This window comes from Paenactinomyces guangxiensis (assembly GCF_016055185.1).
Classification (GTDB): Bacteria; Bacillota; Bacilli; order Thermoactinomycetales; family Thermoactinomycetaceae; genus Paenactinomyces; species Paenactinomyces guangxiensis.
This window is the reverse complement of record NZ_JAECVR010000001.1, coordinates 16,924-43,824: the sequence shown is the minus strand read 5'-3', so window position 1 is coordinate 43,824 and position 26,901 is coordinate 16,924. Positions and strand designations below refer to the sequence as shown.

The 26,901-nt window shown below is 45.5% G+C and carries 22 protein-coding genes; 17 read left to right on the top strand and 5 right to left on the bottom strand.

What is annotated here, in order from left to right; translation table 11 throughout:
• Positions 1-41: 41 nt before the first annotated feature.
• The 8 genes from I8U27_RS00180 to I8U27_RS00145 all read left to right on the top strand — a co-directional run bounded on the left by I8U27_RS00180 (position 42) and on the right by I8U27_RS00145 (position 8,215).
• Positions 42-404, top strand: coding sequence for a YncE family protein (locus tag I8U27_RS00180; protein WP_181750489.1), 363 nt, complete (start codon positions 42-44; stop codon positions 402-404).
• Positions 405-2,006: a WD40 repeat domain-containing protein gene (locus I8U27_RS00175; protein ID WP_181750490.1), complete on the top strand. Its 1,602-nt coding sequence runs from the start codon at positions 405-407 to the stop codon at positions 2,004-2,006.
• A 34-nt stretch (positions 2,007-2,040) separates the two neighbouring features.
• On the top strand, positions 2,041-2,190 hold the full coding sequence (locus I8U27_RS00170) for a hypothetical protein (protein ID WP_181750491.1): 150 nt from the start codon (positions 2,041-2,043) through the stop codon (positions 2,188-2,190).
• Positions 2,191-2,281: 91 nt separating this feature from the next.
• The gene (locus I8U27_RS00165; protein WP_181750492.1) at positions 2,282-3,676 is read left to right on the top strand and encodes an extracellular solute-binding protein; all 1,395 of its coding nucleotides are present in this window, start codon (positions 2,282-2,284) and stop codon (positions 3,674-3,676) included.
• Positions 3,677-3,891: 215 nt separating this feature from the next.
• Positions 3,892-5,166 (top strand): sugar ABC transporter substrate-binding protein, encoded by a 1,275-nt coding sequence (locus tag I8U27_RS00160; RefSeq protein ID WP_181750493.1) that lies wholly within the window; start codon positions 3,892-3,894, stop codon positions 5,164-5,166.
• Between the two features lie 95 nt (positions 5,167-5,261).
• Positions 5,262-6,185, top strand: coding sequence for a carbohydrate ABC transporter permease (locus I8U27_RS00155; RefSeq protein WP_309506090.1), 924 nt, complete (start codon positions 5,262-5,264; stop codon positions 6,183-6,185).
• 33 nt (positions 6,186-6,218) lie between these two features.
• On the top strand, positions 6,219-7,049 hold the full coding sequence (locus I8U27_RS00150) for a carbohydrate ABC transporter permease (RefSeq protein ID WP_232345158.1): 831 nt from the start codon (positions 6,219-6,221) through the stop codon (positions 7,047-7,049).
• A 164-nt stretch (positions 7,050-7,213) separates the two neighbouring features.
• Complete coding sequence (locus tag I8U27_RS00145; RefSeq protein WP_181750494.1) at positions 7,214-8,215, top strand: zinc-dependent alcohol dehydrogenase; 1,002 nt, start codon at positions 7,214-7,216, stop codon at positions 8,213-8,215.
• Between the two features lie 120 nt (positions 8,216-8,335).
• On the opposite strand, the gene I8U27_RS00140 is transcribed toward I8U27_RS00145, so the two are convergent.
• Positions 8,336-8,497 carry a ribbon-helix-helix domain-containing protein gene (locus I8U27_RS00140; RefSeq protein WP_181750495.1) on the bottom strand — a complete coding sequence of 54 codons (162 nt, stop codon included), beginning with the start codon at positions 8,495-8,497 and terminating at the stop codon, positions 8,336-8,338.
• Between the two features lie 320 nt (positions 8,498-8,817).
• Between I8U27_RS00140 and amyS the strand changes: the two genes are divergently transcribed.
• From amyS to I8U27_RS00095, 9 genes are all read left to right on the top strand, one after another.
• A complete protein-coding gene (amyS, locus tag I8U27_RS00135) occupies positions 8,818-10,335 on the top strand; it encodes an alpha-amylase (protein WP_181750570.1) in 1,518 nt (505 codons plus the stop codon).
• Positions 10,336-10,687: 352 nt separating this feature from the next.
• Positions 10,688-11,344 (top strand): Dps family protein, encoded by a 657-nt coding sequence (locus tag I8U27_RS00130; protein ID WP_181750496.1) that lies wholly within the window; start codon positions 10,688-10,690, stop codon positions 11,342-11,344.
• A gap of 101 nt (positions 11,345-11,445) precedes the next feature.
• Positions 11,446-11,682, top strand: coding sequence for a hypothetical protein (locus tag I8U27_RS00125; RefSeq protein ID WP_181750497.1), 237 nt, complete (start codon positions 11,446-11,448; stop codon positions 11,680-11,682).
• A gap of 289 nt (positions 11,683-11,971) precedes the next feature.
• Positions 11,972-13,378 carry a sigma-54 interaction domain-containing protein gene (locus tag I8U27_RS00120; RefSeq protein ID WP_181750498.1) on the top strand — a complete coding sequence of 469 codons (1,407 nt, stop codon included), beginning with the start codon at positions 11,972-11,974 and terminating at the stop codon, positions 13,376-13,378.
• Between the two features lie 207 nt (positions 13,379-13,585).
• Complete coding sequence (locus I8U27_RS00115) at positions 13,586-14,725, top strand: DUF917 domain-containing protein (RefSeq protein ID WP_181750499.1); 1,140 nt, start codon at positions 13,586-13,588, stop codon at positions 14,723-14,725.
• Positions 14,706-16,076 (top strand): hydantoinase/oxoprolinase N-terminal domain-containing protein, encoded by a 1,371-nt coding sequence (locus I8U27_RS00110; RefSeq protein ID WP_181750500.1) that lies wholly within the window; start codon positions 14,706-14,708, stop codon positions 16,074-16,076. Before I8U27_RS00115 ends, I8U27_RS00110 begins: the two co-directional genes overlap by 20 nt.
• A gap of 39 nt (positions 16,077-16,115) precedes the next feature.
• Positions 16,116-17,417 carry a purine-cytosine permease family protein gene (locus tag I8U27_RS00105; protein ID WP_181750501.1) on the top strand — a complete coding sequence of 434 codons (1,302 nt, stop codon included), beginning with the start codon at positions 16,116-16,118 and terminating at the stop codon, positions 17,415-17,417.
• Between the two features lie 54 nt (positions 17,418-17,471).
• Entirely contained in the window at positions 17,472-18,569 is a 1,098-nt protein-coding gene (locus tag I8U27_RS00100) for a DUF917 domain-containing protein (protein WP_181750502.1), read from the top strand.
• Positions 18,566-20,143, top strand: coding sequence for a hydantoinase/oxoprolinase family protein (locus I8U27_RS00095; RefSeq protein ID WP_181750503.1), 1,578 nt, complete (start codon positions 18,566-18,568; stop codon positions 20,141-20,143). Before I8U27_RS00100 ends, I8U27_RS00095 begins: the two co-directional genes overlap by 4 nt.
• Before the next feature lie 236 nt (positions 20,144-20,379).
• On the opposite strand, the gene I8U27_RS00090 is transcribed toward I8U27_RS00095, so the two are convergent.
• The 4 genes from I8U27_RS00090 to I8U27_RS00075 all read right to left on the bottom strand — a co-directional run bounded on the left by I8U27_RS00090 (position 20,380) and on the right by I8U27_RS00075 (position 26,895).
• Positions 20,380-21,507: a glycoside hydrolase family 88 protein gene (locus tag I8U27_RS00090; RefSeq protein ID WP_181750504.1), complete on the bottom strand. Its 1,128-nt coding sequence runs from the start codon at positions 21,505-21,507 to the stop codon at positions 20,380-20,382.
• A gap of 17 nt (positions 21,508-21,524) precedes the next feature.
• The gene (locus I8U27_RS00085; RefSeq protein WP_181750505.1) at positions 21,525-23,375 is read right to left on the bottom strand and encodes a heparinase II/III family protein; all 1,851 of its coding nucleotides are present in this window, start codon (positions 23,373-23,375) and stop codon (positions 21,525-21,527) included.
• An 84-nt stretch (positions 23,376-23,459) separates the two neighbouring features.
• Complete coding sequence (locus tag I8U27_RS00080; protein ID WP_181750506.1) at positions 23,460-25,076, bottom strand: response regulator transcription factor; 1,617 nt, start codon at positions 25,074-25,076, stop codon at positions 23,460-23,462.
• Positions 25,069-26,895 carry a cache domain-containing sensor histidine kinase gene (locus I8U27_RS00075; RefSeq protein ID WP_181750507.1) on the bottom strand — a complete coding sequence of 609 codons (1,827 nt, stop codon included), beginning with the start codon at positions 26,893-26,895 and terminating at the stop codon, positions 25,069-25,071. Before I8U27_RS00075 ends, I8U27_RS00080 begins: the two co-directional genes overlap by 8 nt.
• Positions 26,896-26,901: the final 6 nt, after the last annotated feature.

The following is a 26,901-nucleotide window of genomic DNA, read 5'->3' as shown; positions in this document are numbered from 1 at the left end:
TGTTACACGCGGTGTTCCTATCCATATAAGGAGGCAAAAACATGAGGAGGACATGGAGATTCGTATTGTTGGTTTTATCTTTGCTTGTTACAACATCCGTACCGATGGTAACCACAGCGGTTGAAAGTCAAGTGACCAAGATCGGAACTCCTTTGCATTCTGTGGCTGTTCTGACCTCGGGGTATGGTTCGGGACCGAACGGAGAAGAGTGGGCCTATGCAGTGTCCGGGGGATCTCAGGCGATATTGAATGTGATTGACACTCACACGGGAAATCTCGTCAGGAGTTTTCCGCTCAAAGAGGCAAGCAACTCCTGGGGCATAACAGTTGCACCGGACGGAACAGTGTACGTCGGAACTTATCCGAAAGCCCATCTATATCGATGGATGCCAGGGAGCGACTAGGTGGAAGATCTGGGGCAAGTCATTCCTGGGGAGAGCTTTATCTGGCGGATCACAACTGATGAAGGGGGTCGTGTGTACGGCGGAACCTATCCCAGTGGCAAGGTGTTTCAATATAACCCGGAAACGAATACTTTTCGGGACTATGGCCAGATGGTGCCGGGACAGCAATATGTTCGCAGTATAACGTTTGGTAAAGGTAAAGTTTATGCAGGGACTGGAACTGCCTCCCATATCGTTAAACTGGATCCGGAAAGCGGAGAGAAGAAAGAGATTCCTTTGCCGCCAGATAGTGCGGCCAATAACCAATTTGTATATGACCTGGACTTTGAAAAAAATTTGCTGTTTGCCAGGTTAGCCCCCTCAAAGGATCTGCTGGTTTATGACCTCAAGCAAAAGAAATGGGTAGACCGCATTGCTGATGTACCAGGTCTGGATGTATCGTCTCATGGACCCGAAAATAAAGTTTATTTTGTCAAGAGCGGTCAATTGTACTCCTATGATCTGAAAACAAGGAAATTGGAACCTCAGAATTTTAAGATAGGGAATGCCCGGGGATTTGGATGGATTCACTTGGATGGCCCGGAATATCCCGGCCCCAGTTTGATCAGCATCACTTTTGGCGGGGATTTTTGGACCTATAATCCAATCACCGGGAAAGGGAAATGGATTCCAGCGGATATTGAAGGGCAACCGGTAGAAATTCAGTCTCTGGGCCAGGGGCCTGATGGAAACATTTATGTTGGCGGATATTTAAACGGCGGATTGGCGAGCTATAACCCTGCTGCCAACAAGTTGACGGAATATAAGGGCATCGGACAAATCGAGGGAATGAAGGCGTTCCAGGGCAAGTTGTATATGGGTGTCTATTCGGGAGCTGACATTTATTCCTATGATCCAGGAAAAAGTTGGAATATGAATATCAATCCAGTAAAACACATGTCTCTTAAAAGTAATGGACAAAACCGACCTTTTGCCATGACTTCAGCCGGAGACCAACTAGCTATTGGAACGGTTCCGGACTACGGGCAACTGGGCGGTGCTTTGACCACATTTGCTCCCCAGACGGGCGGGTATGAAGTGCATCGGAACATCGTCCAGAATCAAAGCGTCATTTCGTTAAATTACCGGAATGGTTTGATCTACGGTGGCACTTCTGTATGGGGCGGTCTTGGTGTACAACCCACCGAAACAGAGGCTAAGCTGTTCATCTGGGATCCGGTGCATAAAGTAAAGGTTTGGGAAGGAGTACCCATTTCCGGGGAAAAAGCGATTTCGGCTCTGACATTTGATGCGGACGGGAATCTATGGGGATTAACAGCGGGCAAATTATTTAAATTTGATACCCAATCCCGCCAGGTGGTTTTGACCAAGGAGTTGTTCCCTGTTAACTGGAACGATTTCAGCCATTACTGGCGAGAAGGTTTTTTAACCTATGACGAGGATGGCCATTTATATGGTACCGCACGGGGAAAATTGTTCAAGGTTGACCCTCAGACGCTGGAATGGGAAGTATTAGTTGAAAACGCCTATTTATTTGCAGAGGATCGAAATGGTGATTTCTATTTTTCAAGAGGGTCAGAATTGTTTAAGTACGACAAATAACAATTCCAATATTTAGACCGAAGAACGAAATGAAATGTATCTGGCGACCAATGGCTCACCGGCCACGTTTTACGTCATGGATGCGGAAACGTTGGAGATCCGTTTTCAGCAGAAAAAGCCGCACAACGAGGACGCCGTCTGGGTGGTCACGACGGCGCCTGACGGCAACGTGTACAATTTGTAATATCCCAAAGAGCTGTTGGTTTATGGAAGGACTAATATGATATGATACTATCGTAGAATACACTTTTTAATGGTTGAGGGATGTTTGGTATATGGCCAAAAGACAAAGTCGTACGACATTTCGGGATCGGCTGGATCATATGGTGACAACACTCCGTAATGATATTTTAACAGGGAAGCGTGTCATTGGAGATTACCTTCCTTCCGAAACGGCTTTGGGGGAACAATTTCAGCTTAGTAAAAATTCAGTCCGTAAAGGCCTGGAAATCCTTGTTTCAGAGGGATTTATCATCAAGAAACCCCGTATGGGCAATATGGTGACAAAACCTTTAGCTGAAAGCGCCAGCGTTCGGTTCGGGTATTATCCTACTGTTGAAACTGAAGCCCAGATCAACCAGCTTATTATGGACTTTCATAAGGAGTATCCGAACATACGGGTACAAACCGTTTCTCTTCCTATTGATGGATACCATCATACAGTTACGGATTATTTAAGAAATAATTTCGTTGATGTATTAACCATCAACTATACTGATTATCGGAGTTTTGTAGAAAAGGGTTCGATTGAGTCTTTTTTTGAACCGCTGAAACTCAATCCGGGTATTTATCCGTTTTTATCCAGGCCGTTTATCCATGAAGGCGTTTTTTATGTTCAACCTTTTATCTTTTCCCCCACCATTCTATGCTATAACCGAAACCATTTTCGTGAGAAAAATGTACCGGAGCCGGACAGCAGTTGGACCTGGAACGATTTAACAGAGGTTGCCAATCAACTCGCTGATCCTGCGAGGGAGTTACGATATGGTTTTTATTTTTATCATCTTGCTTCTAACCGGTGGATCAATTTTCTATTGCAGAGCGGGATGAAATTTGAACAGGATGAAACGGGCAAATATCGTATATGCGGAACCAAATTGATGGAGGGACTCAAATGGTGCCGTGAGCTGATCAGTAAACCTGAATTCTTTCCCATCTATTTATCTGAGAGTGATGCTGATGTAGAGCAGTTATTTCTGCAGGAAAAAGTTTCAATGATCATGACTACCTATTTTAATTTGAACCATTTACTGAAGGCGGATGTTCCGTTCGATGTGTCACCGTTGCCTCATTTGTACGAACCGAGAACGTTATTGCTGATTATCGGACTGGCTGTCAATCGGCAATCCAATCAAAAAGAGGCTGCCCAAACGCTCATTGATTATTTGGTCTCAAGACGGGCTCAATTGAAAATCCGGCAGGAAACATATAGTATTCCCAGTCTGAGATCTGCGGCGGAATGGGTAGGGAAGGAAACGATTTATCGACCCGCTCGTTTTCATATGTATCGCGAAATCGTACCGACTTTTCGTCTGTTTACTGACACTAATCTCCGTTCGGACGATTTGGAAGTAATCCACCGCGAATTGAAATTATTCTGGTCCCGATTAGAGGACGATGAAATCGTGTGCCAACGTCTTGAACAATCAATGAAGAAATCATGCTTATAAGAAAACTTCCTTTTCAAAGGGAGTTTTTATTTTTCTAAGAAAATGAAATAGTATAATTATTGACAATATACTTGCGCTTACTTACAATAAAGCTATATATAAACTAGATATGAACCAGAAGAGCTTTTTTATTTTGATTCTTCGAGGGACTCATCTTCTTGTTGATTTTTCCGGGCTGGAATGATTGAAAACGTAAAATAGGAGGGGTCCATTCCATGACAAAAAAAGGTTGGATTTCCGCATTCTTATGTATGTTATTCATTGCTTCGTTATTGGCAGGGTGCAGTTTGAGTGAAGAAGCGGAAGGGGAAAAAGGATCAAAACCTTCTGGTGAGATCACAGTATGGGTTCATCCGTTTATGCCTCAAGCTAAGCAACAAGAAAAAGCAGTGAGGGATCAAATAATAGAATCTTTTAAAAAAAACCATCCTGAAGTTACTGTTAAGATCGAGGAAATTCCCTGGCCCAATCGCGAACAGAAAATTCTTACAGCGCTTGCGGCAAATCAAGGCCCAGACGTGTTCTACATTATCCCCGACCAGTTGTCTCAATTTGCCCATAAAGGAATTTTAGAGCCTCTTTCCCCTTACCTTAAGGACTATGATCTGAGTGACTTTTCGGAATCGTCGTTAACACCGGCAAAGTATAAAAATGAAATATATGCTCTCCCGATTTTGCAAAGTGTAATGTCAATGTATTACAACCTGGACATTGTAAAAGAAATTGGAGAAGATCCTGATCATTTGCCAAAAACATGGGATGAATTTAAGATGTGGGCGGCCAAAGCCAGAGGGAAAGGGAAGTATGCTGTTAACCTTGAATCTGGAAATACCCCGAATATGACGCTTTATCCTTTCATTTGGCAAGCCGGTGGCCAGGTGATCAATGATGATGGAAAAGTAACCATCAATGAACCGGAAAGTGTTGAAGCCTTTAATTATGTAAATGATCTTTACAAAAACGGATGGGTACCTGCTGATTCACTTACGTCCCAATCCCAATTCCCCGAGTTTCGTGCGGGTAAGATGTTAGCCGCCTTTGGGGATAGCAGTTTTGTATCTACAGTGAAAGCTGAACCACTTACGTTTAAATGGACAGTAGGGCCAATACTGGAGAACAAAGAGAAAGTGACTTATGGAACAACGGGAATGTTTGCGGTAGCGAAGAACAGTAAAAACAAAAAAGCAGCCGTCGAATTTGTAAAACATATGACTAATGAGGAAAATGCAAAATTATTTAACGAAAATACCCGCTATATCCCTGCCCGCAAGTCAGCCGGGAGTATTTATGACAGTGAACCAGTGATGAAAACACTGGTAGAGCAAGCTCAAAATATTCGACCGGGTGTCATCCATCCAGTCGGACGCAGTATTATCCCGGCGGTACAAGCAGAATTGCAAGCCATGTTATCGAAAAAAAAGACCCCGCAGGAAGCTGCTGACTCCGCCGCTAAAGCGATAAAATCCGAAATGCAGAAAGCTGGTTTTTAGCAGTACTGGGGAGTGAGTGTGGATGTTGTCAACACTACTCCCCAAAAGTTTTCATTTGGACGAACAGGAGGGTGGTTAAACTGGATCCCAGGTTAGTGGAACAACCCTATTCACCAATTAAAAAAAGATTATGGACACGCTTGAAAAAAGAATGGAATCGCAATGCGATTGTGTACATTGTTCTGATTCCAGTACTTGTTCACTTCATGATCTTTCAGGTATTTCCTTTACTCTTCAGCTTTTTATTAACTTTTATGGATTGGCCTGTTATCGGGACTCCTACATTTATCGGCATGGAAAACTGGAAAGAATTTATAAACGATGAGCTCGCCTGGAAAGCATTGTGGAATACTGTCCTCTTCTCACTCTATTATATTCTACCCACAATGGCATTGGGATTGATCCTGGCATTGCTGATCAACTCCGGCATTCGGGGTTCCCATGTATATAAGGGCATTTTTTTCTTACCGGTTATTACTTCATTCGTCGTCATCTCCGGAATTTGGGCCTGGCTGTTTAAAGGGACGGAATATGGGATGATTAACTATTTGCTCAACTTGCTTGGAATCCCTCCACAGTTATTCTTTTCTAATGAGACACAGGCTCTGGTCGTGCTGGCAGGACTCAGTGTTTTTAAAGTAGCTGGAAGCACGATGGTTTACTATTATGCAGGCCTAAAATCAATTCCTCTTCACCTTTATGAAGCTGCACGCATAGACGGTGCAACGAGTTGGCAAACTTTCTGTCGGGTCACGTTTCCGCTGTTGATGCCCACTCATTTCTATGTGGCAATTATCACGACAATCGGCTCCTTTCAAATATTTGATTCTGCTTTCCTGCTTACAAGCGGTGGACCCAATTATGCCACAACAACCATTGTCTACTATATGTATCAGGTGGGTTTTAGCTCGCTGCGCTTAGGATATGCCAGTGTACTGGCGTACGTATTGTTTGCAATTATTTTAACGATCTCATTGATGCAGCGCAGATATATTGGGAAAGAGGTCAGTTACGATTAACCTGCTCTGTATCAATTGTAAGGGGGGAATTAGATGAACACTGTACGGACCATGTCTATCCCTGGGAAGATTTTTGTTTTATTCATGTTATTGATACTTGCTATTGCCTTCTTTGGTCCATTTGCCGTCATGATCATGGGTTCGGTGCAAAAAATGAGAGATATGGCGGCCGATCCACTTGCCTGGATACCAATGGATCCCACTATCTATAACTTTTCTCAAATCTTTACTCAGGGGTCATTTCTTCGCTGGTTTTTTAATTCCATGATCATCACTGTAATACCGGTGCTTAGCCAACTATTTTTATGCACGTTATTGGGATATATTTTCGCTAAGAAGCAATTCATTGGACGGGAATTTATTTTTTGGTCCATGATGGCGATAATGATGGTGCCAAATCAGTTATTGATTATTCCGAAATATATTATGTTTGCAAAGTTTGAGTGGATTAACACATATTGGTCGGTCATTGTTCTAGAGTTGTGGACGATCCTGGGCGTCTTTTTAGTGCGGCAGTTTATGCATTCCATACCGACAGAACTAGAACAGGCTGCTTATTTGGATGGCGCAAACGATTTTCAAATATTTTTAAGAATTATTATCCCTCTGTCTATGCCAGCCATAGCGACTGTCGGAACCTTTGCTTTTATTGCCAACTGGAATGATTTGTTTACCCCTTTAATTTTTATGACGAAGGAAGACATGTATCCGTTAACGGTTGGTCTGGCTTCATTATTGACACGGGAAGGAAACTTTGGACTGCAAATGGCCGGGTCGGTTATTTCTTTTATTCCTACATTTCTAATTTTTTTATTTTTCCAGCGTTACTTCACTGAAGGCATTTCTTTATCAGGAATGAAGTAGAAACTGTTTTCAAAATATAAAATGGATAGAAAATTCTTCCTGACAAGCGTCCACTGCATTGGAGGAGGAATAGGAGTTCGGAGCGGGTCGGCTTACTGCCACTGGGTCATATATGATTTTTGAAATAACATCTAGAAACAAACGAATCAGGGTGGGGAGAAAATATGAAAGTCATTGCCAGCCGGGAAGGACAGCTGTACATCATCGACGTCCCGATACCAGAGATTAAACAAAACTTCATCTTGGTTAAAACGGAGTACTCGGCTGTGAGTACTGGAACAGAATTACTGATACTAAAACAAAAACATAAAAGTACCCGACATTTAGGATACAGTGCAACTGGAATTGTAATGGAGGTTGGAGAAGGAGTGACCCATGTTTCTCCGGGTCAACGGGTGGCCTGTTACGGTGCTCCTTATGTGAAGCATGCTGAATATTTATTGGTGCCAAAACATCTGGCAGTTCCTGTTCCAGACCGGGTCGATCCAAAAGAAGCAGCGTTTGTTGGCTTAGGGGCTATTGCGATTCACGCATTACGGCAAGCCAATTTACATTTTGGAGAAGCTGCTGTCATCGTAGGGTTGGGGATTTTGGGTCAGATTATGGCACAGGTAGCTTTTGCCGCTTCGTTTAAGGTTATTGCCCACGACATTTTACTGAACCGATGCAAGAAACTTCAAGAAACAGGTGTTACGACCGTATGTAACGACATAGAAGAATTAGAAGAACAAATACGAATCCAAACGAACGGACAAGGGGCAGACAGTGTGCTGCTTTGTGTCAATGAAAAGAAAACCAATTTAATTGATAAAGGCTTAGCGTGGATTCGGGACCGAGGCAAGGTTGTAATTGTTGGTGATTTAAAAACGGAATTTTCCCGGGAGTTGATGTTTCGCAAAGAAGCGCAAGTATTAATATCGCGAGCGGGGGGACCTGGCCGGTATGATGTGACCTATGAAAGAGACGGAATTGAATATCCAATCGGATTTGTCCGTTGGCCGGAAGGGAGAAATAGCGAAGAGTATATACGCTTATGTTCGGAAAGGCGATTGAAAATTGCACCGTTAATTACTCAGACCGTGTCAATCAACGAAGCTCCCAGTGCATATGATTTACTGGTTAACCATCCACCGGATACTCTTGGTGTATTAATCCAATACAAGTAACATTTATGAGGAACGACGAAATACATGGTGTGGCTCGACAGTATTTTATCATCATGCACCGAGAAGACTCCCGCTTCTATAAGCGGTGAGATGAATCGGTGCGTCAGACGGGGGAGGGGATCATTTCCCCTCTCGCAAGTCTGACAATCCTTTACGAACTAGTTCCAGCATTGCAGTTGTCCTGTTTGCAATTCCTTGTTGTTCCTGGTATTTCTCTATTTCTTTCAGCAACTGAACTGGAACCCGTATATCTATTCGCTGGGTTTCTATTTTTTTGCTCATTTACTCACCTCGAATACTTGTATTAAACGTGGAGGGAGTGTTCAATGTTGTATCAACGGCTGTATTTGTAACCATTGGGCGTCCGCTTTAAATGATTCTATATATTCATATAAATAATTATAGTATGATAGTTATAGGGTGAAGGTGCAACTGTTAGATATACTTATTGTTGGTTGCAAACGGTTTCATGGTTTCTTTTTGTGATACCGTTTGCATTCCTTACACACCAATGCGCAACCGCTCTGCACTCATTCCTTTAAATCATGTTCAGGAGGTTGACCAATAGGATGAGAGATCTGATCAAACCGATTTCGTTACTGATGATCACCTTACTAATCGCGGGTTGCTTGGCTTTGTATCCTTTTCAACAGCCAGCAGTCAATGCTGCAACCAGCACCAATGGAACACTCTTTCAATACTTTGAATGGGAGTTGCCCAATGATGGCAATCATTGGAACAGACTAAAAAATGACGCTGTTAACCTGAGTAACTGGGGAATCACTGCTGTCTGGATTCCACCGGCATACAAAGGAACATCTTCAAATGATGTAGGGTACGGTGCATATGACCTTTATGATCTGGGTGAATTTAACCAAAAAGGAACAATACGAACCAAATACGGAACTAAATCGCAACTGCAATCGTCCATCAATACCCTTCATAGCAATGGAATCGATGTTTATGGAGATATCGTGCTCAACCATAAGCTGGGAGCGGATGCGACTGAAACAGTCCGTGCTGTAGAAGTAGACTGGGGCGATCGAAACAGAGAGGTTTCCGGAGATTATGATATCCAGGCCTGGACCGTATTTGACTTTCCGGGACGCGGAAACACGTACTCCAGCTTTAAGTGGAGATGGTACCATTTTGATGGAACAGATTATGATCAATCCCGCAATTTAAACCGTCTCTATAAGTTTCGCGGTGAGGGTAAGAATTGGGACTGGGAAGTGGATACAGAGAATGGAAATTATGATTATCTGCTTGGTGCAGATATTGACTTAGAACATCCTGATGTAAGAAATCATTTATTTAGCTGGGGTACCTGGTATACCAATACACTCAATCTGGACGGCTACCGTTTGGATGCAGTTAAACATATCAAATTTGACTTTATGAGGGACTGGGTTAACCACCAGAGATCAGTAACCGGAAAAGAATTGTTTACAGTGGGTGAGTATTGGGCAAATGATCTAAATAAATTAAACAATTATCTATCTAAGGTGAACGGTAATATGTCTCTGTTTGACGTACCTCTTCATTACAATCTCTACAATGCTTCCTCCAGCGGTGGTTACTATGATATGAGAAACATTCTAAATGGTACACTCATGAAGTCCAATCCGGTGAAAGCCGTTACCTTCGTGGATAACCACGATACTCAACCCAGAGACGGCTTTGGGACGACCGTACAGAGCTGGTTTAAGCCTCTTGCCTATGCCCTGATCTTAACCCGCGAACAAGGATATCCAACCGTTTTTTATGGGGACTATTACGGAACCAGTGATGGCAAAATTCCCTCCCACAAGAGCAAAATCGATCCTCTGCTCACTGCAAGAAAATATGATGCGTATGGTCCGCAACATGATTATTTCGACCATCAGGATATTATAGGATGGACTCGCGAGGGAGATTCGGCACATCCTGGATCAGGCCTGGCAACCATTATGTCTGATGGACCCGGCGGGTCCAAATGGATGTATGTTGGAACACGAAATGCCGGGAAAACATGGTATGATGTAACAGGCAACCGCTCTGGAGGAGTGACCATTGACAGCAATGGATGGGGACAATTCTTTGTAAATGGAGGTTCAGTTTCGGTTTACGCCGGAAATTGATCTAAGCCCTATGAACCCCTGGGAAGTGATACATTCCCGGGGGTTTCCTCTATTTTTACTATCGTAAAGCGCGAATTGTGCCTCAGGATGGAAGAATTTATGTTTCCCTCTCTGGCCGCAATTGGGCAACCAAAAACATAACGATTTCGGAACTGGCGCTCCACATTTTTTCAGAGCAGATGTAATCGTAACGAGCAAGCCTCAGTATAAAGAGATTTCTTAGTGGGGATAATTGTAATCGAACAATGATAAAGGAGTGATCGTCCATGAGAAACTACGAGGCTCACCCTCCCGAATCCAATGATATTGTGAAAGTGATGACTCAACTTGGAAACTTTAATGGACAGTTCAAGTGGATAAATCAGGGTTTAACCCGGTCGTACCGGGACATTCGACCGATCACGATTTAATCCTCAGGGAAGAACCACGAACGGTAAAAAAGATCGGTGCAGGGATCTCTCTTCCTTATGAAGTGCGGCTGGAAATGGCCCTTCATCTCGATGATCATCAATGTGCCCTGACAGTCGCCCTCCATCAGTACAACAAACACCACTGGATGACCGAAGGGGCCGAAGCATTCCTTAGTTTGCATGAACTATTGAATGAACATAGAGAGAAAACCAACAAACATATTGATCAAATCGGGGAGCGGGTGGCCCGACTCGGTGGAGTTCCTACCGCCCATCCGGTTACTCAGCATGAACTTTCTTACATTAAACATGAGGTGGAAGGTCGTTACACCATCCGGGATTTTATCCGGAATGACCTGGAACATGAGTTGAAACTCCAACAAATGATGCGCAAAACCATATCTCGCGCCCATGAATTGAAAGATTGGGGAACAGCAGAGGTCTTACAAGAGGTTGTTCTTGATCGCGAGGACCTCGGTTACCACTTGTATAGCGTTCTCGAAGATGACACCTTAGTTCGCGGAATGGGACATTTATTGGATGGAAAAGAAGATCGAGCTGGTGATCGTCCTATGGATCCCGGAACTACCTTGCAATAACAGGTTTTCGGCTGTGGAAAAAATACAAGCCCGGCCCCTTCACATACAGGGGCCGGATTTTTATTGCTTTTAAATGGGCCGGCAAAAATTACGATCATTTTGTGACTGATGAAGCGCAAGATTTAAACCCGTTTCTTTTGTTTGCGTTAAGGGCCGTTTCACAAAGGTTTTTTGCCCATACTGGTTTCGATCAGTGGGATGAGGTGGAAAAAGAGGTTTTTGGCGATCAAAATCCAGAGTGGATGGCTTTAAATATCAGCTATTGCTCTACTTTTGAGATTGTACAGATGGCTAACACAAAGTATTGGAAAACGCCACAACATCCATATAAACAATAAGCATATGTTATAATGTAGGAACACTTGTATGCTAGAGATAATATTAATTTGTTAACAAGGCTGGACGGTTATTAAAATATTGGAACAGAAAAGTGTGGTCCATTGGCCACATTGTATAAAGGGGTAAGTCCAACCCGAATAAGCCGCAGGAAAAATTGGTATCCCATGGCTTTTGGCGCTTTGAATATCATTTAAACCGTTATTGTGTTTAAATTTTAATTTTTCGGTCATGATTTGTTGCTGTCTTCTCTTTCTGCGTACAGTCTTCTGTAAGGAGGGGGATATATAAATGGACACTATAGAACAGCTGAAAAAAGAGCGAAAAAAGCTTTTGCATGAGGTGGAAGCCCTGTTGACAATGATTGCCACACCGGTTTTGGTGGTTGATCGAGAAGGGGCTGTGATCCACACCAATACGGTTGCGGAGAATGTGTGGAGACGTTCACCGATCACATTAATGAATAAACGGCTTCCGGAATTAATCGAGCCTGCAAAACTATTAAAGCTTGTTCAACAGGGGAAACCTGTAAAGGATTTCCCGGTTCAAATTATAGATGCTGCAGGAATTCATCATCCTTACATGTGCCGCATACACCCGCTTTATGTAAACAAACATGTGGAAAGAGCCGTCTTGCAATTTACTCAACCTGTTTTGCAGCAAGGCTCGGAAAGGGATCGAAAATATACCACGCGCTATACGTTTTCTGATATTCGAGGAAACAGTCCTGCCATCACAGAATTGAAAGTTCAAGCTCAACAGGTGGCCAAAAGCGACTCGACCATCCTGATCCGAGGTGAAAGCGGGACCGGTAAGGAAGTTCTCGCCCAGGCCATCCATGCTGCAAGTCACCGCATGAAAGGTCCATTTGTTGCCTTGAACTGTGCGGCGATTCCTGAATCACTCCTGGAAAGCGAGCTGTTTGGCTATGAGGAAGGTGCTTTTACAGGAGCAAAGAAAGGTGGTAAACCTGGCCGGTTTGAATTAGCACGGGGAGGGACCTTATTTTTGGATGAGATTGGAGATATGCCGCTCTTTTTACAAGCGAAGTTGTTGCGTGTGCTGCAGGAGCGAAGAGTAGAAAGGATCGGCGGCTCAGAGAGCATTCCCGTCGATGTTCGCGTGATAGCGGCAACCCATAAGGATTTGGAAGCCATGATTGCCAAACAACAATTTCGCGAAGATTTATATTTTCGTCTCAATGTGATTCCTCTGTATATTCCGCCGCTTAGGGAACGGAAGGAAGATTTGTATGGATTGGTCGACTTTTACATGAAAAAGTTTGCAGATCGTTTAGGGAAGGAAACGAAGCGTCTGTCTTCACAAGTCTGGAAAAAATTTTACGAGTACCACTGGCCGGGCAACATCCGTGAATTGGAGAATATCATCGAGTATATTGTTAATCTTGAAATTGGAGATCTTGTTACCATGAGCAGTTTACCTGCTTCGCTTCGTGAGAATGCGGAAAACGAGAATGGGACAGATCAACCACTGTCTGTATGGCAAAACAAAACAACTCTTGATCCTTCTCCTTTAAAAATTGAGGAAACGGAAGAGTATTTGATTCAGCAAGCTCTTCGCCGATTTGGGACAAGTACGGAAGGGAAGCGAAAAGCGGCGGAGGCTTTGGGAATAAGTTTAGCTACGCTATACCGGCGATTGCAAAGGTATCATCGTGAGAAAAAATTCTCAAAGTGAGAAAAGATGATAAATAGAGAGAAATAATGATAAAAAATGAGAAATACTTTTTTATTATTACTTTCCTATACTTTGATTATACAGCCGGGCAGAGGCGAAATCGCAGAAGAATATGATAATATCCAATCCATTTGGAACAATATATATGTTTTTTATAGTTTTTTGTTGGCATGATAATTGCTTGTTAGAAAGGTAAGGGGATCAACAATGGATAAGGCCATCGATGAACAGGGTATTCGCCATTTGGCATGTGGCTCCAGGTTTCTGGGAGCCGGAGGGGGAGGGAATAGTTATGCATTGGAATTGCTGGCTATCCAAGTTATCAGGGACATGGGGCCGGTTCCTTTGTTGTCAGCTTTTGAACTTGGGGACATGGAGTGGGTCATACCGGTAGGGATCATGGGGTCACCCACCATCTTGAGTGAAAAGATCCTTTCCGGCCGGGAATTAATTCAGGCGATTCGAATCCTGGAAAGCGAAAAGGGCATTTCCGCAGGAGCTGTAGCGGGATTGGAAATCGGCGGAATGAACGCAATCACTCCTGTGTTGGCGGCGGCCTTGTCCCGGCTTCCCCTTTTAGATGGAGACGGAATGGGCCGTGCGTTTCCAGAATTGCAGATGACCACTTACCATTCGTTCGGCATCCAGGCAGCTCCGTTCATCATGGTAAATGAACAGGGAGCCATTCACCGGATGACAGGTATTTCAAACTGGGAAGTAGAGCATCAAGCGAGGCGGAAAGTGACGGAGATGGGAGGATGGGCTGCGTTTGCCGGGTATCCGATGCCAGGCCTGGAAGTGAGGGAGGTTATCATTCAACAAACGTTTTCCCTCGCTAAAAGGTTAGGGGAAGCGGTAAGCTTAGCCAAAGAGGATGTGGACCGGGTGATGGAAGCATTGGTCCGTACTTTTGAAAACTCCATTTATGGCTGCCCGTACAAGTTGATGGAAGGCAAAGTGGTTAATCTGGAGCGGGACATCATTGGCGGATTATTAAACGGTGCTCTGGTAGTGGAAGGAACGGGCATTCACGTCGGTGAACAGCTCAAGATTCTGTTTAAAAATGAGTATCTATTGGCTGGTCATGGGGAACAGCCGCTTGCGATGGTGCCTGATCTGATCTGCGTCTTAGATGCCGATACGGGGTATCCGATCATGATCGAAGAGTTGGAAAATCATCGTAAAGTATGGGTTCTCGCCATTCCAGCTCCTTCATTGGTCAGGGATGCCAAAATGCTCGAGGTGGTCGGTCCCGCATGTTTTGGCGTTGCAAGTGGTTTTACTCCGATCGAGCAACTGCTGATCCGGGAAGGCGGTGAAACGCACCATGTTCCGTTTGGGTATTGATGTCGACGGGAGCAAAACAGACGCGATTCTGATGGATCAAGATTTAAACATCGTAGCCGGAGCCAAGCATCCTTCCACGGGGGACAGAATTTCCGGCATTGAATCCGCCCTTGTTCATCTCTTGCAACAGACTGACATCGATCCACGGGAAATCAGGTCCGTCATGATCGGAACCACTCATTGTTATAACGCTCTGCGGGAGGAAAATAACCTGGCAAAGGTATGTGCGATTCGCATTGGGCAGGCCCTGGGAAGTATTCCACCCTTGTTTGAAGGATCGGAGTCTCTGCGGGAAGCGATGGGACTTATTTATCATGAGGTGGCAGGCGGTCATGAAGTGAACGGGCAGATGTCAGATCAGCCCCCTTCCCGAGAACGGATCGAAACGTTTCTTCGGTCAATCGATCTGGACAGGTTCGAGTCTTTTGCCATCACAAGTACTTTCTCACCTTTAAATCACGGTCATGAACAAATGGTGGCGGACTGGATCAGGGAAACAGCTGGACAAGAATTTTCCATTACCTTGTCCCATGATTTGGGGAGCTTGGGTTTTCTGGAACGGGAGAACGCGACCATTCTCAATGCGGCCCTTTCGAAGGTGATGATGCGTGCTCTTCAAGGGCTGGACCGTCTCTTGCACAGGCATGGCATTGAAGCGATGATTTACTTTACGCAGAACGATGGCACGCTCATGTCCTACGATTATGCACTGCGTTACCCAATCCGAACGCTGCAGTCCGGAACGACCAACAGCTTCCGTGGAGCTTCTTTTCTCACAGATCTGAACAATTGTGTGATTGTCGATGTCGGAAAGAAGTTTACCCATATAGGGATGTTAGAGGAAGGGTTTCCGAAGGAACGGTGGCAAACCTACCGGATTGCAGGAGTCCGCGTCAATTTGCAGATGCCGGAGATCGTGACGCTTTCGTTTGGGGCACATGAACCTGTGGATGATAATATGCTTGACCGGATATTTCAGGTGATCGGGCGGTTTCAGCCGCGCTTTGAGCCGCTTCCGATTGTGTTTGTCGGCGAGGGAAGTGCGGGGATCGCTTCCCGGTTCAAGTATCCTTGGTCCGATGTACTCCATCCCCGATTCCATTCATATGCCAGTTCCATTGGAGCGTGTATTGCTCCGGTCAGCGGGCAGGTTGACCGTATGTACTGGTTGGACGAGATGACGAGGGAGGATACATTGGAAATGGCCAAAAAGGAGGCGGTCCAAAAAGCGCTTCTGGCCGGCGCGGTACCGGAATCCGTCGTTGTTCAGTCGATTAAGGCCACACCATTGGCCTATATCCCCAGTAAAGCCTTGCGAGTACAAGTCAAAGCGATTGGCGCCTTATCCTAGTTGTTGATTCCACAACAAATGTTTGAAGGAGGAGATGATATGGCAGGCAATTCGAATATGGCAGATGATTTCTCCCTTACACGCGTACCGGAGGGAGCCCGGCTTCCAATGTGGGAAGTTCTGTTGGTACGCATCGGGGCCTTGACGGCATTATCCCAATTTATGCTGGGAGCGGCACTGGGATATGGGATGACTTTTTGGGAGGCCTTTTGGGCAACGATGCTGGGCAGTGTTATCCTGGAGATTGTCAGTTTGCTTATCGGCATTGCCGGGGTTCGGGAAGGGTTATCCACCAGCCTGTTGGCCCGTTGGACGGGGTTCGGGAAATATGGATCCAGTATAATTGGAGCGGTGATCGCCATTGGACTGATCGGTTGGTTTGGCGTACAGAACTCGGTATTCGCCAAGGGATTGGATGGGGCCCTGGGCGGAGCGCTGGGCTTTCCGCTGGCGGCAACGTTAACCGGATTGTTTGTTACAGCGATTGTCATTTTCGGTTTCAAATGGTTAAGCTGGACAGCGAAAATCGCGGTTCCCGGTTTCTTAGCGGTCATTGGTTACGGTATTTATAATGTCCTTCACAGCCATTCACTCGGGGAGCTCGTTGCTTCTCCAGCTCCAGGCCCTCATCTTTCATTAGGGATGGCAGCCACGATGGTTGCGGGAGGATTCATGATCGGTGCGGTGATTACGCCTGATATGAGCCGTTACTGCCGCAACAGCAAGGATGTCTTCTGGATGACCTTGATTGGAACGCTTGTTGGCGAGCTCGGTGTAAATATGATCGCCGTATTAATGGCTCATGCGGTAAAAAGTGCCGATGTTGTTGACATTATCTTGCAAACGGCTGGCTGGCTTGGAGCGGCAATCGTGATTTTCGCAACGGTCAAAATCAATGATTTGAATTTATACTCTTCTTCTTTAGGGATAACCAACTTGCTTGATTCTGTGTTTAACAAAAAGGTCAACCGGGGTTTGATCACCTTAATCATCGGTGTGGTGGGTACACTCCTTTCCGTGCTGGGTATCTTAGATAAGTTTGTTAATTTTCTAACTTTTCTTGGTGTTTGGATTCCACCAATCGGCGGAATTATGGTTGTCGATTATTTCATTTTAAAACGCAGCAGAAAGGTACTGGATGAGACCCGTTTACAGGGGACTTTGCCGGCTGAGTCCGAAAACTTAAATCCGGTAACTGTTGCTGCTTGGGTTCTCGGCTTTACAGCTGGATACTTTTTTGAAATCGGAATTCCTTCCTTAAATTCGCTACTTGCCAGCGGGATTGTCTACTATGTGGGAATGAAACTATTTGGCGCGGTGATCGACCGAAAGCGTGAATAACGTCCAGCTCTGTTAACCATGAAATTTAAACAATCCAAGGAAGGAGAGAGAAACATGAGACGATTAGGAAAGCAAGAAATTGAGGACATTGCAGTAGGAGCTGCTTTATTGGGGACAGGAGGAGGCGGCGACCCTTATATCGGAAAATTAATGGCGCTGCAGGCGATTGAAGAATATGGCCCGATTAAGCTGTTGTCCGTTGATGAAGTACCCGACGATGCCCTGGTCGTATCCTCAGGGATGATGGGAGCGCCGACTGTGATGGTGGAAAAAGCACCGAGCGGACATGAAGCCGGGAAGGCGTTTAAAACATTGGAAACCTATCTGGGCAAAAAAGTATTTGCCACCTATCCCATTGAAGCAGGCGGGATCAACTCGATGTTGCCGCTGGCACTGGCAGCTCAGTTAGGCTTGCCTGTGGTCGATGTCGATGGAATGGGACGCGCTTTTCCAGAATTACAGATGGTAACCTTTCACCTCGATGGGATCTCCGCTTCCCCAATGGTGATTGCAGATGAAAAAGGAAATGTTACCCTCTTAAACACGATCGATAGTCTTTGGGCGGAACGGATTGCCCGTAGTGCAACCATTCAGAAAGGCGGTTCTGTCATGTTTGCCATTTATCCGATGGCAGGCCGAAACTTGAAGGAAAGCGGTATCCACAACATATTGCAGCTGGAGGAGGAGCTTGGACGTGCCATCCGCTTAGCCAAGGAACAGAATGTTGATCCGATCGAGGAAATTTTGAGATTGACAAACGGATTCAAACTGTTCCACGGTAAAGTTGTTGACGTCAATCGCAAGACAGAAACCGGATTTGCCCGGGGAAGAGCGAAATTCGAAGGTCTGCTCGAGTACAAGGGCGAAAAGCTGGAACTTCGTTTTCAAAATGAGCACCTGATCGCCATGACCGAAGAACGTTTGCTTTGCGTCACACCGGATCTGATCGCCGTCGTGGATGCTGAAACCGGTTTGCCGATTACGACCGAAGGCTTGCGGTATGGGGCGCGTGCCGTTGTTCTCGGGATCCCCTGCCATCCGAAATGGCGTACGCCGAAGGGGATTGAAACTTGTGGCCCTCAATATTTCGGCTATAACGTGGAATATACCGCTGTTGAAGAGTTGATGGAGAAAGGAGCTGCTGCAAGATGAGCTACCGGATCGGTATTGATGTAGGCGGCACACATACGGATGCCGTCCTGCTGGATCACAACTATCAAGTGGTGGCGGAAACGAAGTCCCCGACCACAGAGGATGTCAGCACGGGAATCTATCAGGCCATGCGCGAAGTTATCGCGAAATCCGGAGTACCACGGGAACAGATTCATTTAGCCATGTTGGGTACCACCCATTGTACAAACGCGATTGTAGAACGAAAGCGTCTGAATGATATTGCTGTCATCCGGATCGGGGCGCCTGCAACCCTGGCGGTAAAGCCGCTGATCGGGGTTCCTGAAGACCTTCGGGAAAAGCTTGGAAAGCATGTTTATATTGTTCATGGCGGGCATGAGTTTGACGGTCGTGAAATCGCAAAGCTGGATGAAGAAGAATTGACAAGAATCGCTCATGAAATAAAAGATCGTGTTGATTCGATTGCGGTTACGTCAGTATTTTCTCCCGTTGCGAAGGACCATGAACTTCGTGCGGCGGAAATTTTGCGCGAGGTGTTGGGGGAAGAGATTCCTGTTTCGTTATCCCACGAAATCGGAAGCGTCGGACTGCTTGAGCGGGAAAATGCAACCATCCTCAATGCCTCTGTCGTAAACGTGGCGAAAACAACAGCAGAAGGCTTCGTCAATGCGCTTCATGAAGAGGGTATCCATGCCAGGGTATTCTTTGGACAGAACGATGGAACCTTAATGAGTGTCGAGTATGCCGTGAAATATCCGATCCTTACCATTGCCTGTGGCCCAACCAACAGTATTCGCGGAGCTTCCTATTTGACCGGATTTTCCAATGCACTGGTTGTTGATGTCGGTGGAACAACGACGGATATCGGTGTCCTGGTCAACTCCTTTCCGCGCGAATCCTCGCTTGCGGTGGAGATCGGCGGAGCCCGTACCAATTTCCGCATGCCGGACCTCGTTTCGATCGGTTTGGGAGGAGGAACGATTGTACGCATCCGGGAAGACGGAAGTTTTACGGTCGGACCAGACAGTGTCGGCTACCAATTGCCGCAAAAAGGTCTGGTCTTTGGAGGAGATACACTAACCGCAACGGATGTAGCGGTTGCCCTGGGTAAAGCAACGCTGGGCGATCCGTCAAAAGTGGCTCACTTGGACAGAGTGTTGTTGGAAAAGGTATATGCTAAAATGGTAGAAATGGTAGAGGATGCGATCGACAAGATGAAAACCAGCGCCGAACCGGTTCCTGTTATACTTGTTGGCGGTGGCAGCATCTTATTGCCGGATGAACTCAAAGGAGCATCCCAAGTCATCCGCCCTGAAAACTTCGGTGTAGCGAATGCAATCGGGGCAGCCATTGCTCAAGTCAGCGGGCAAGTGGAGCGGGTGTTTTCCCTGGATGAATTGGGCCGGGAAAAGACTCTGGAATTAGCCAGGCAAATCGCTAAAGACGAAGCTGTTTCTGCCGGTGCGGATCCATGTACGGTGGAGATTGTCGATATCGAAGATGTACCTCTGGCCTATCTGCCGGGAAACGCAACCCGTGTTCGAGTGAAGGCCGCTGGCAACCTGGCTGTTAAGGCAGATCAGTCTGGAAATTGAAATAAAGCGAAACAGCACTAAAAATTCACTCCTTCCAAGGAGTCATGCAAATAAGAATTTGTGTAACATCCGATATACACCCCTGAAGTAGACACAGGAAAAAGCTGTGAATGAGAACTGCTTTAAGGGGTGTTTCTTTATGATGGAAAGATGTTATCATCCTATTCAGCTAAGCATATATCTATGCGTGAACCTGTTTTCTGCCGGGAGCGCAACGAACTCAACTCTTTTTTGGCTTACAAGAACAGACCCTTATGACCTTTTAAGCAGGCCAGTCCCTCAGCAAAGAAATAATCCCCGTAAATAAGCGGGACGTCAATATTTTTTCCTTCAGGGTAATGACTTGTACCATGCAAGATAAGTCCTTCCTCATCTTCATTGTCCCAGGCACCGTAGTTGAGGTACAGAGAATGAAGCATTTTCTCTGCTGCATGCCTGTACAAGGGAGCTTCGACAAAACCTGCCTTATCCGCCAGTAATAAGAGTCCGCAAGCCCCACAGGCCCCGGCCGAGGAGTCCCGGTATTTCGGAATACCGGACGGCAACCGGAAATCCCAGTATGGAACATGATCTTCCGGAAGATTGGCGATAAAAAAATATGCTACCCGCTTTGCAGCATGCAGGTACTTCTCTTCACCCGTGTAGTGATAACATAAGGTTAATCCATATAAGGCCCAAGAAGTTCCTCTGGACCAGGCTGATTCTTGCGAGAAGCCTTGCCCTCTGTATACCCCGGCCCATTCTCCGCTTTCCGCTTCAAAACAAACAATATGATACACAGACCCGTCAGGGCGTATAAAATGTTTCAATACCGTGTCTGCGTGCTCTGTGGCCACATGCTTAAAGCGGGGGTCGCCTGTTACCTCAGAAGCCCAAAACAGGAGCGGCAAGTTCATCAAGCAGTCGATAATCGCCCAGCCCGAGTTGTCCTCATCTTCACGCCAAGGATTCCATGCGCGTATATATTTTCCTTTGACATTAAACCGCCCCGCCAGTAAATTTGCGGCGAGAAGAGCACGGCGCTTAGAATTGTCCGCATGCAGCAGTTTGTAGCGGGTTATGCTGGTCAAGGTCCACATAAAGCCCATGTCGTGATCAAGCTGATCATAATTTGTAAGAACCTGGTCAAGGCGATCTTCGCATTGCTCTGCGATGAGCTTCAGATTCTCATCCCCCGATTCGCGATAGACCAGCCAGAGCAAACCGGGCCAAAAACCGGCTGTCCACCAGTGCGGCGCTTCAAACACATACTTGCCTTCCACGCTGGCATGGGGAAAATTTGATCCGATTCTCTGACTGTTCCGAGCAACCTTTTCTTCAAGCTTTTTCCATGCTTCCTGTACCCATTCGGTTGAACCGGACATCTTTGCACACCCCTTCGTTATTCAAATTCAAACATAATGCATGTTGTGCAGTGTCTCTCAGGTCTTCTTATTTCAAGATCAAGCGCGAATCGTTCAACTTGTCTGCCGAAATGATCGGTGTATTGAATGCTTCTGGCCTTTGGCTCCATCACACCCGAATCAAAGCGGATTCTCAAACGTTGTTGTTTTCCTGTCAGTATGAAGCAATTTTCATCTTCCGGTTGGGGAGGGAGAAGAGTGATCAATCTCTCAGTGATCGAACCGGGTTTCTCTGAAAAAATAAAATTATCCTCCAGGAGCAGCATGGGGACGGACTTCCGCCATGAATAACGCCTTTTCAATTGTTGAAGTTCAGTGACAGCATAGGCGCTGGCAAAGTCGAGTTCAAACAAGTCGAGGTCAGTGCCGAAGGACACTTGCTTGGGGATGGCACGTCTGGAAATTCCTTCAACCTGATATTGACCATTGATGATAGGGACTGAATGTCCATGGGAACCGTTACACACAAAAGAATATCTCTTTGGGCCAAAATACTCGTCAGTATACATTCCGCAGCCCAAATCGGCTAAAAATGTTTCGCCATCCGCATGAAGGATAAAATGGCCGATATCGTTATGATTATGCGGTTCCTCATTATGTCCTCCTTTCGCTGCAAAGCTGTAATAACGGCTTTTTGCCACATGTCTCGAAATAAACCACTGTGCGTTATCCAGGTAATATGTCGCTGCTCTCCATGGTTGGCCATGTTCCCGCGGATTAACCCAGAGCAAATTACGAATGGCGGGAGCCCATCTGCTGCAGTGGTCATCCGTATACCTGGTGCGTAGTTTGATCTGGGGAAGTTCGAGATCGGGATAAACGCCTTTTAAAAAATGACTCAGCCCCAAAAAAACGCGGGCTTCGGGAAGTGAGTCCGAAAAATTCACTACCGTATTGCCGCTCAGGAAACACTTTTCTTGAAACAAAGCAATTTGATGAACCTTTTCCAGCGAAAACAGATCGATGCTGCCGGCTGTTCTTTTCTTTAATAAATCGGCAAAGTAGACAAAGTATCCGAACCCGTACTGCCAATATGTGTAGCCTTCGGTACATGCCCCGTCTTCCTGAAACCCCTTCAAATAATATGTGACAGCTTGGAGCACCCGTTCCAAAATAATGGCAAGATCATCAGAGTTATCCATCAGATGAAGCGCGGCGGCACCGACAGAGCCGCCGCAGACTGCTGACCAGTTATGGGTTGCTTTCTCCCAGTCGTAAGGGCCGTGGCGGATCAACGGCAAAAAAATTCTGCGATACACTTCCTGATAAATCCGTTTACGCAGCAATTCGGGGAGGCTTCTTTCCGTTAGCTTCATGATTTCGCTTAAGGCAAAGCCTGTTTCCGCCGCAAACAAATCAATGGTTTCAGGCTCTCCCGGGCGTTCCTCTGCAGCTTTAAGCGAATAATTAATTTCTGTGAAGGTTTCAGGGCGACCCTTTAAATGGGCAGGGAGGCACCATGTATATTCGTCACAAATCGACCAGAGGATATTATGCAATGCCTCATGATACTCCGTTTTCTCCGGCTCCAGCAGTGAGATGAGCGCAAATGTGTTTAACCGCTTTCTTCTTTCAAAATATGCCCGCTCGTATTCCAATCTGGAACCTGTTTCGTTAAAAATCCGAAACAGCGTACAGGTAAGCTCAGGTGTTCTTTCACGCAATAGCCTGGCTGCCTCCTGTCTGATTTCATCCACCATTGGCTTATAGGACGGTGAAGCATTGATTTCGCGCCACCAGGCATCCTGATGTTCCGCGTCAATGAACAATAGGGAGGAGCTGCCATTCTTATGAAGGTCCAGAAGTTCCCTGATTTTTATGCGCTTCATTTGTCTCCCTCATTATTCTGAAAATATGATACAGTTTCATCTTAGCGCATGCGATGGAGCGGTCATATCATTATTTTTACTTGTTTAAGAGATTTTTTGACTTCTGTATTCAACTGGCGTGAGGCCGGTATGAGATTTAAACATTTTAATAAAATAGCTCTGATTATCGTAGCCCAGCATCTCGCATATTTTTCCTACAGAATAGCTAGTCTGGTCAAGCAGCTCTTTCGCCCGGTTCATTTTCATTCGGGTTACATATTCAATAAATGTTTCTCCGGTCTCTTTCTTAAACAACCGGCTGAAATAACTCGGATTTAAATAAAGATGGCCGGCTACTTCCTCCAGGCTGATTTTTCTATCCAAATGAAGGGAAATGTACTTGCAGGCATCCAATACTTCTTCTCTTTTGCTTTGTCCCAAAATCTTCTCGGCAACGGAGATCCCTGATTGAAAGTAACTGATTAACCAATCTGTCAGTTCGGTTAACGAATCGATCTCCAAAATTTCTTTGTGTAAAATGTCGACTGTATAGGTGGAGCGAAAATATTGAAGAGATTGCAGCTTGAGTTTCAAGTCAAGCAACAGCTTCAGCACCCAGTCTTTCACCGTTTCCGGGGGAAAACTTTTCTCATGCAGAAATGTCATCCATCGTGAAACCGTCGGTACCACAGTGTCTGAATTTTTTTCGATCAGCATAACCCGGAACTCTCTGCTGGCTTGTTCGTACCAGGTAAATAGATCCTTCTCTGCGAAAGATACATGCCGCTTCTTTTCGATGGCTCCCTTTTCCATGTAAAAGCGCTGGCCGGTGCTTGATAGCAAGTCAGTCAGACCCCGTTTGAGTTCATCCGGGTTTCGGCAGAACTCTCCCAGAATAAATGACATCGATATTTTCAATGATCTGCGCAAGGCGTTCTGTACTCTTCTCACCAGATTGGTTGCCTCTTCAAACGGATTCACTCGCAAATTGTGGTGAAATGGCTTCAAAAAAAACGTTTCTTTCATTCCGTATGTAACTGCAACCGCTTTCAAATGGTCGCCGTTTATCACTTCGCCAATTACATTGTCGATGGCAAATCGAATGATATCGTCTGCCATAAAGCGTTGTTGAACTGAACGGAAACTGTCGATCATTCCCAGTACGGGTAAATAAGCAGTGCCATCATCGAACAGGAGGCCGAATGATTCCGCTTCCGCTTTCCATTGATCCAGGTTGACTATCGGTTGTTGAATCGTCGCCCGAATAAACTTTTCTTTCATTATCTCTTTGTTGCGGTCAACCAGAGTCTCAAGCTGAAGCCGCTGTAAATTTACGGTTCTTTCCCGGTCCAGGCTTTCTTTAAACTGAAGGAGCAGTTTGTGCAAGTCAGCGGGGTTGAGCGTATCTTTCAGAAGATAATCCTGCACGTGAAGCTTTAACGCCTTCTGTGCATAATGAAACTCGCTGTGGCAGGACAAAATGGCTGCGCGCAATCCCGGTTTTCTTTTTTTCATCCGCTGTATGAGTTCCAAACCATCCATCTTTGGCATCCCGATATCTGTTATCAGAATATCCGGCATCTCCCTTAATGCTGCTTCAAAGGCAGAAGCCCCATTTTCATAGCCCCCTTGAAGCTGCATGTCCAGATCACTCCAATTAATTGCCTCCGACAACAATTCCAAAACCGGGTAATCGTCGTCCACCAGCATCACTTTATACATGGAAATAGGCCTCCTGCACCGGAATAAACATAGTGATTCGCGTCCCCTTTCCGTGCTCACTGTCTACTTCCATCCGGAATGATTCTCCAAATATCATACGCATACGTTCATAGACATTCGGCAGGCCGATTCCGGAAAAGCCTTTGTGCGACTCCGGGTCTGTATCTTCCAAACCGTTTCCGCCAGCGATTTTTTCGCGCAGTGCTTGCAATGCCTCTTTACTCATCCCCTGACCTGAATCTTCGACAATAACGATAAGCTGACGACCTGTGAGCCGTGCGTGCAGAACAATTTTTCCTGCCGACTGATTATAGGCGTGGATCAGTGCATTTTCTATGACAGGCTGTAGGAAAAAACGGGGAACCTGTTGCAGAAAAGCTTCTGAGGATACGTTTAATTCCAGTTCAATCTTCTCTTTTTGTCTCATATTCATCAGTTGGACATAGTCCATGACCGTTTCAAGTTCTTCATGAAAATGAATGTTGCCCTTGTGATGGCTGATGGTCATCCTTAATAATTTGGAAAGAGAACTGATCATTTCCGCGCTTTCTTTATCTCCCTTGCCCATCACTTTCATACGGATGGAATTAAGAACATTAAACAGAAAGTGGGGATTGATTTGAGCCTGTAGCATGGCCAGTTCCGCTTTGCGCTTCCGGGCCTGGGTCAAAGTGATCTGGGCAATCATTTCCTCCACCCTGTCCAACATTAAATCAAAAGATAAACCCAGTTGTCCGATTTCATCTTGCCCGCGAATATTGGAGCGTACTTCCAAATTGCCATGTTGCACCGTGTTTGCTATTTTTCCTAACTGAATCAGTGGCCTGGTAAACTTCCGCAGCAAATAAATCAGCAGAAACAAAAAAATAAAGAAGGAGACTAATTGAAATATAAACACTTGATTGAAAATATAATTAATTTTAGTTTCTGCTTTTTGATAAGGTGTTAGTGATACAAGACTCCAATCTGAAAAAGACAAAGAGTGCTTCGTGATCAGATAGTCCTCGCCGCTGATCCGGGTGATGCGGGAACCATTTTGTTCCGGGACTTGCTTCACATACGGGAACAGCTTGCCGATTTGCGAGCTGTCCTTATGAGATAAGATTTTACCGGAGGAATCCACCAGCATGGTTTCCTGATTAACCGCAAGCTTTTTGAATATTTGATTTACCTGGCTTTCCAATACAGTGACGACGACATACCCATAGATATTGGAGTCACCTTCACGAAGCGTTCGTGCGATGGAGATTTGATACGGGTGATGGCTCTTTTCTGATTGAAATACAGTAGGGGTTGTCCCTACCCAATAAGACTCAAATCCATATAAGCCGTTCAAACGTTCAAACCATGGCTCTTTAAACAGTTGAACAGGATGATATTCATGGACCTGATAGTTGGTATAAAACTGGCCGTTTTTCAGCAATATGGTCACATAGCACGACTTTTCACCGACCAAGGTAATATTATCGATTTTACTTATAATCTTTCTTTGGTCCATAAACCGCTGATAGTATGCATCCGGTCCTTGATAGATTTTTCCGGCAGCGCTTTCCTTTAGAATAGAAGTCATTTCGGAATCGATTTGGATATAGTTGGCGATATAAAGCATATCATTTAACAAATTGGTCACATATACATCCACCAGTTGAAGTGATTCCTGCGAATTGGTTATGGCCTGTTCTTTTACCTCATCTTTGGTCAGGTAATTGTAGATTGTAAGAGAGATGCAGGCCGGGATCAGGATGCAAGTTACGGAAGCGAACATGAGGTTAAATCTGAATGAGTGGGGTAACATCATTTGGCGTAACCTTTTCCACATAGATGG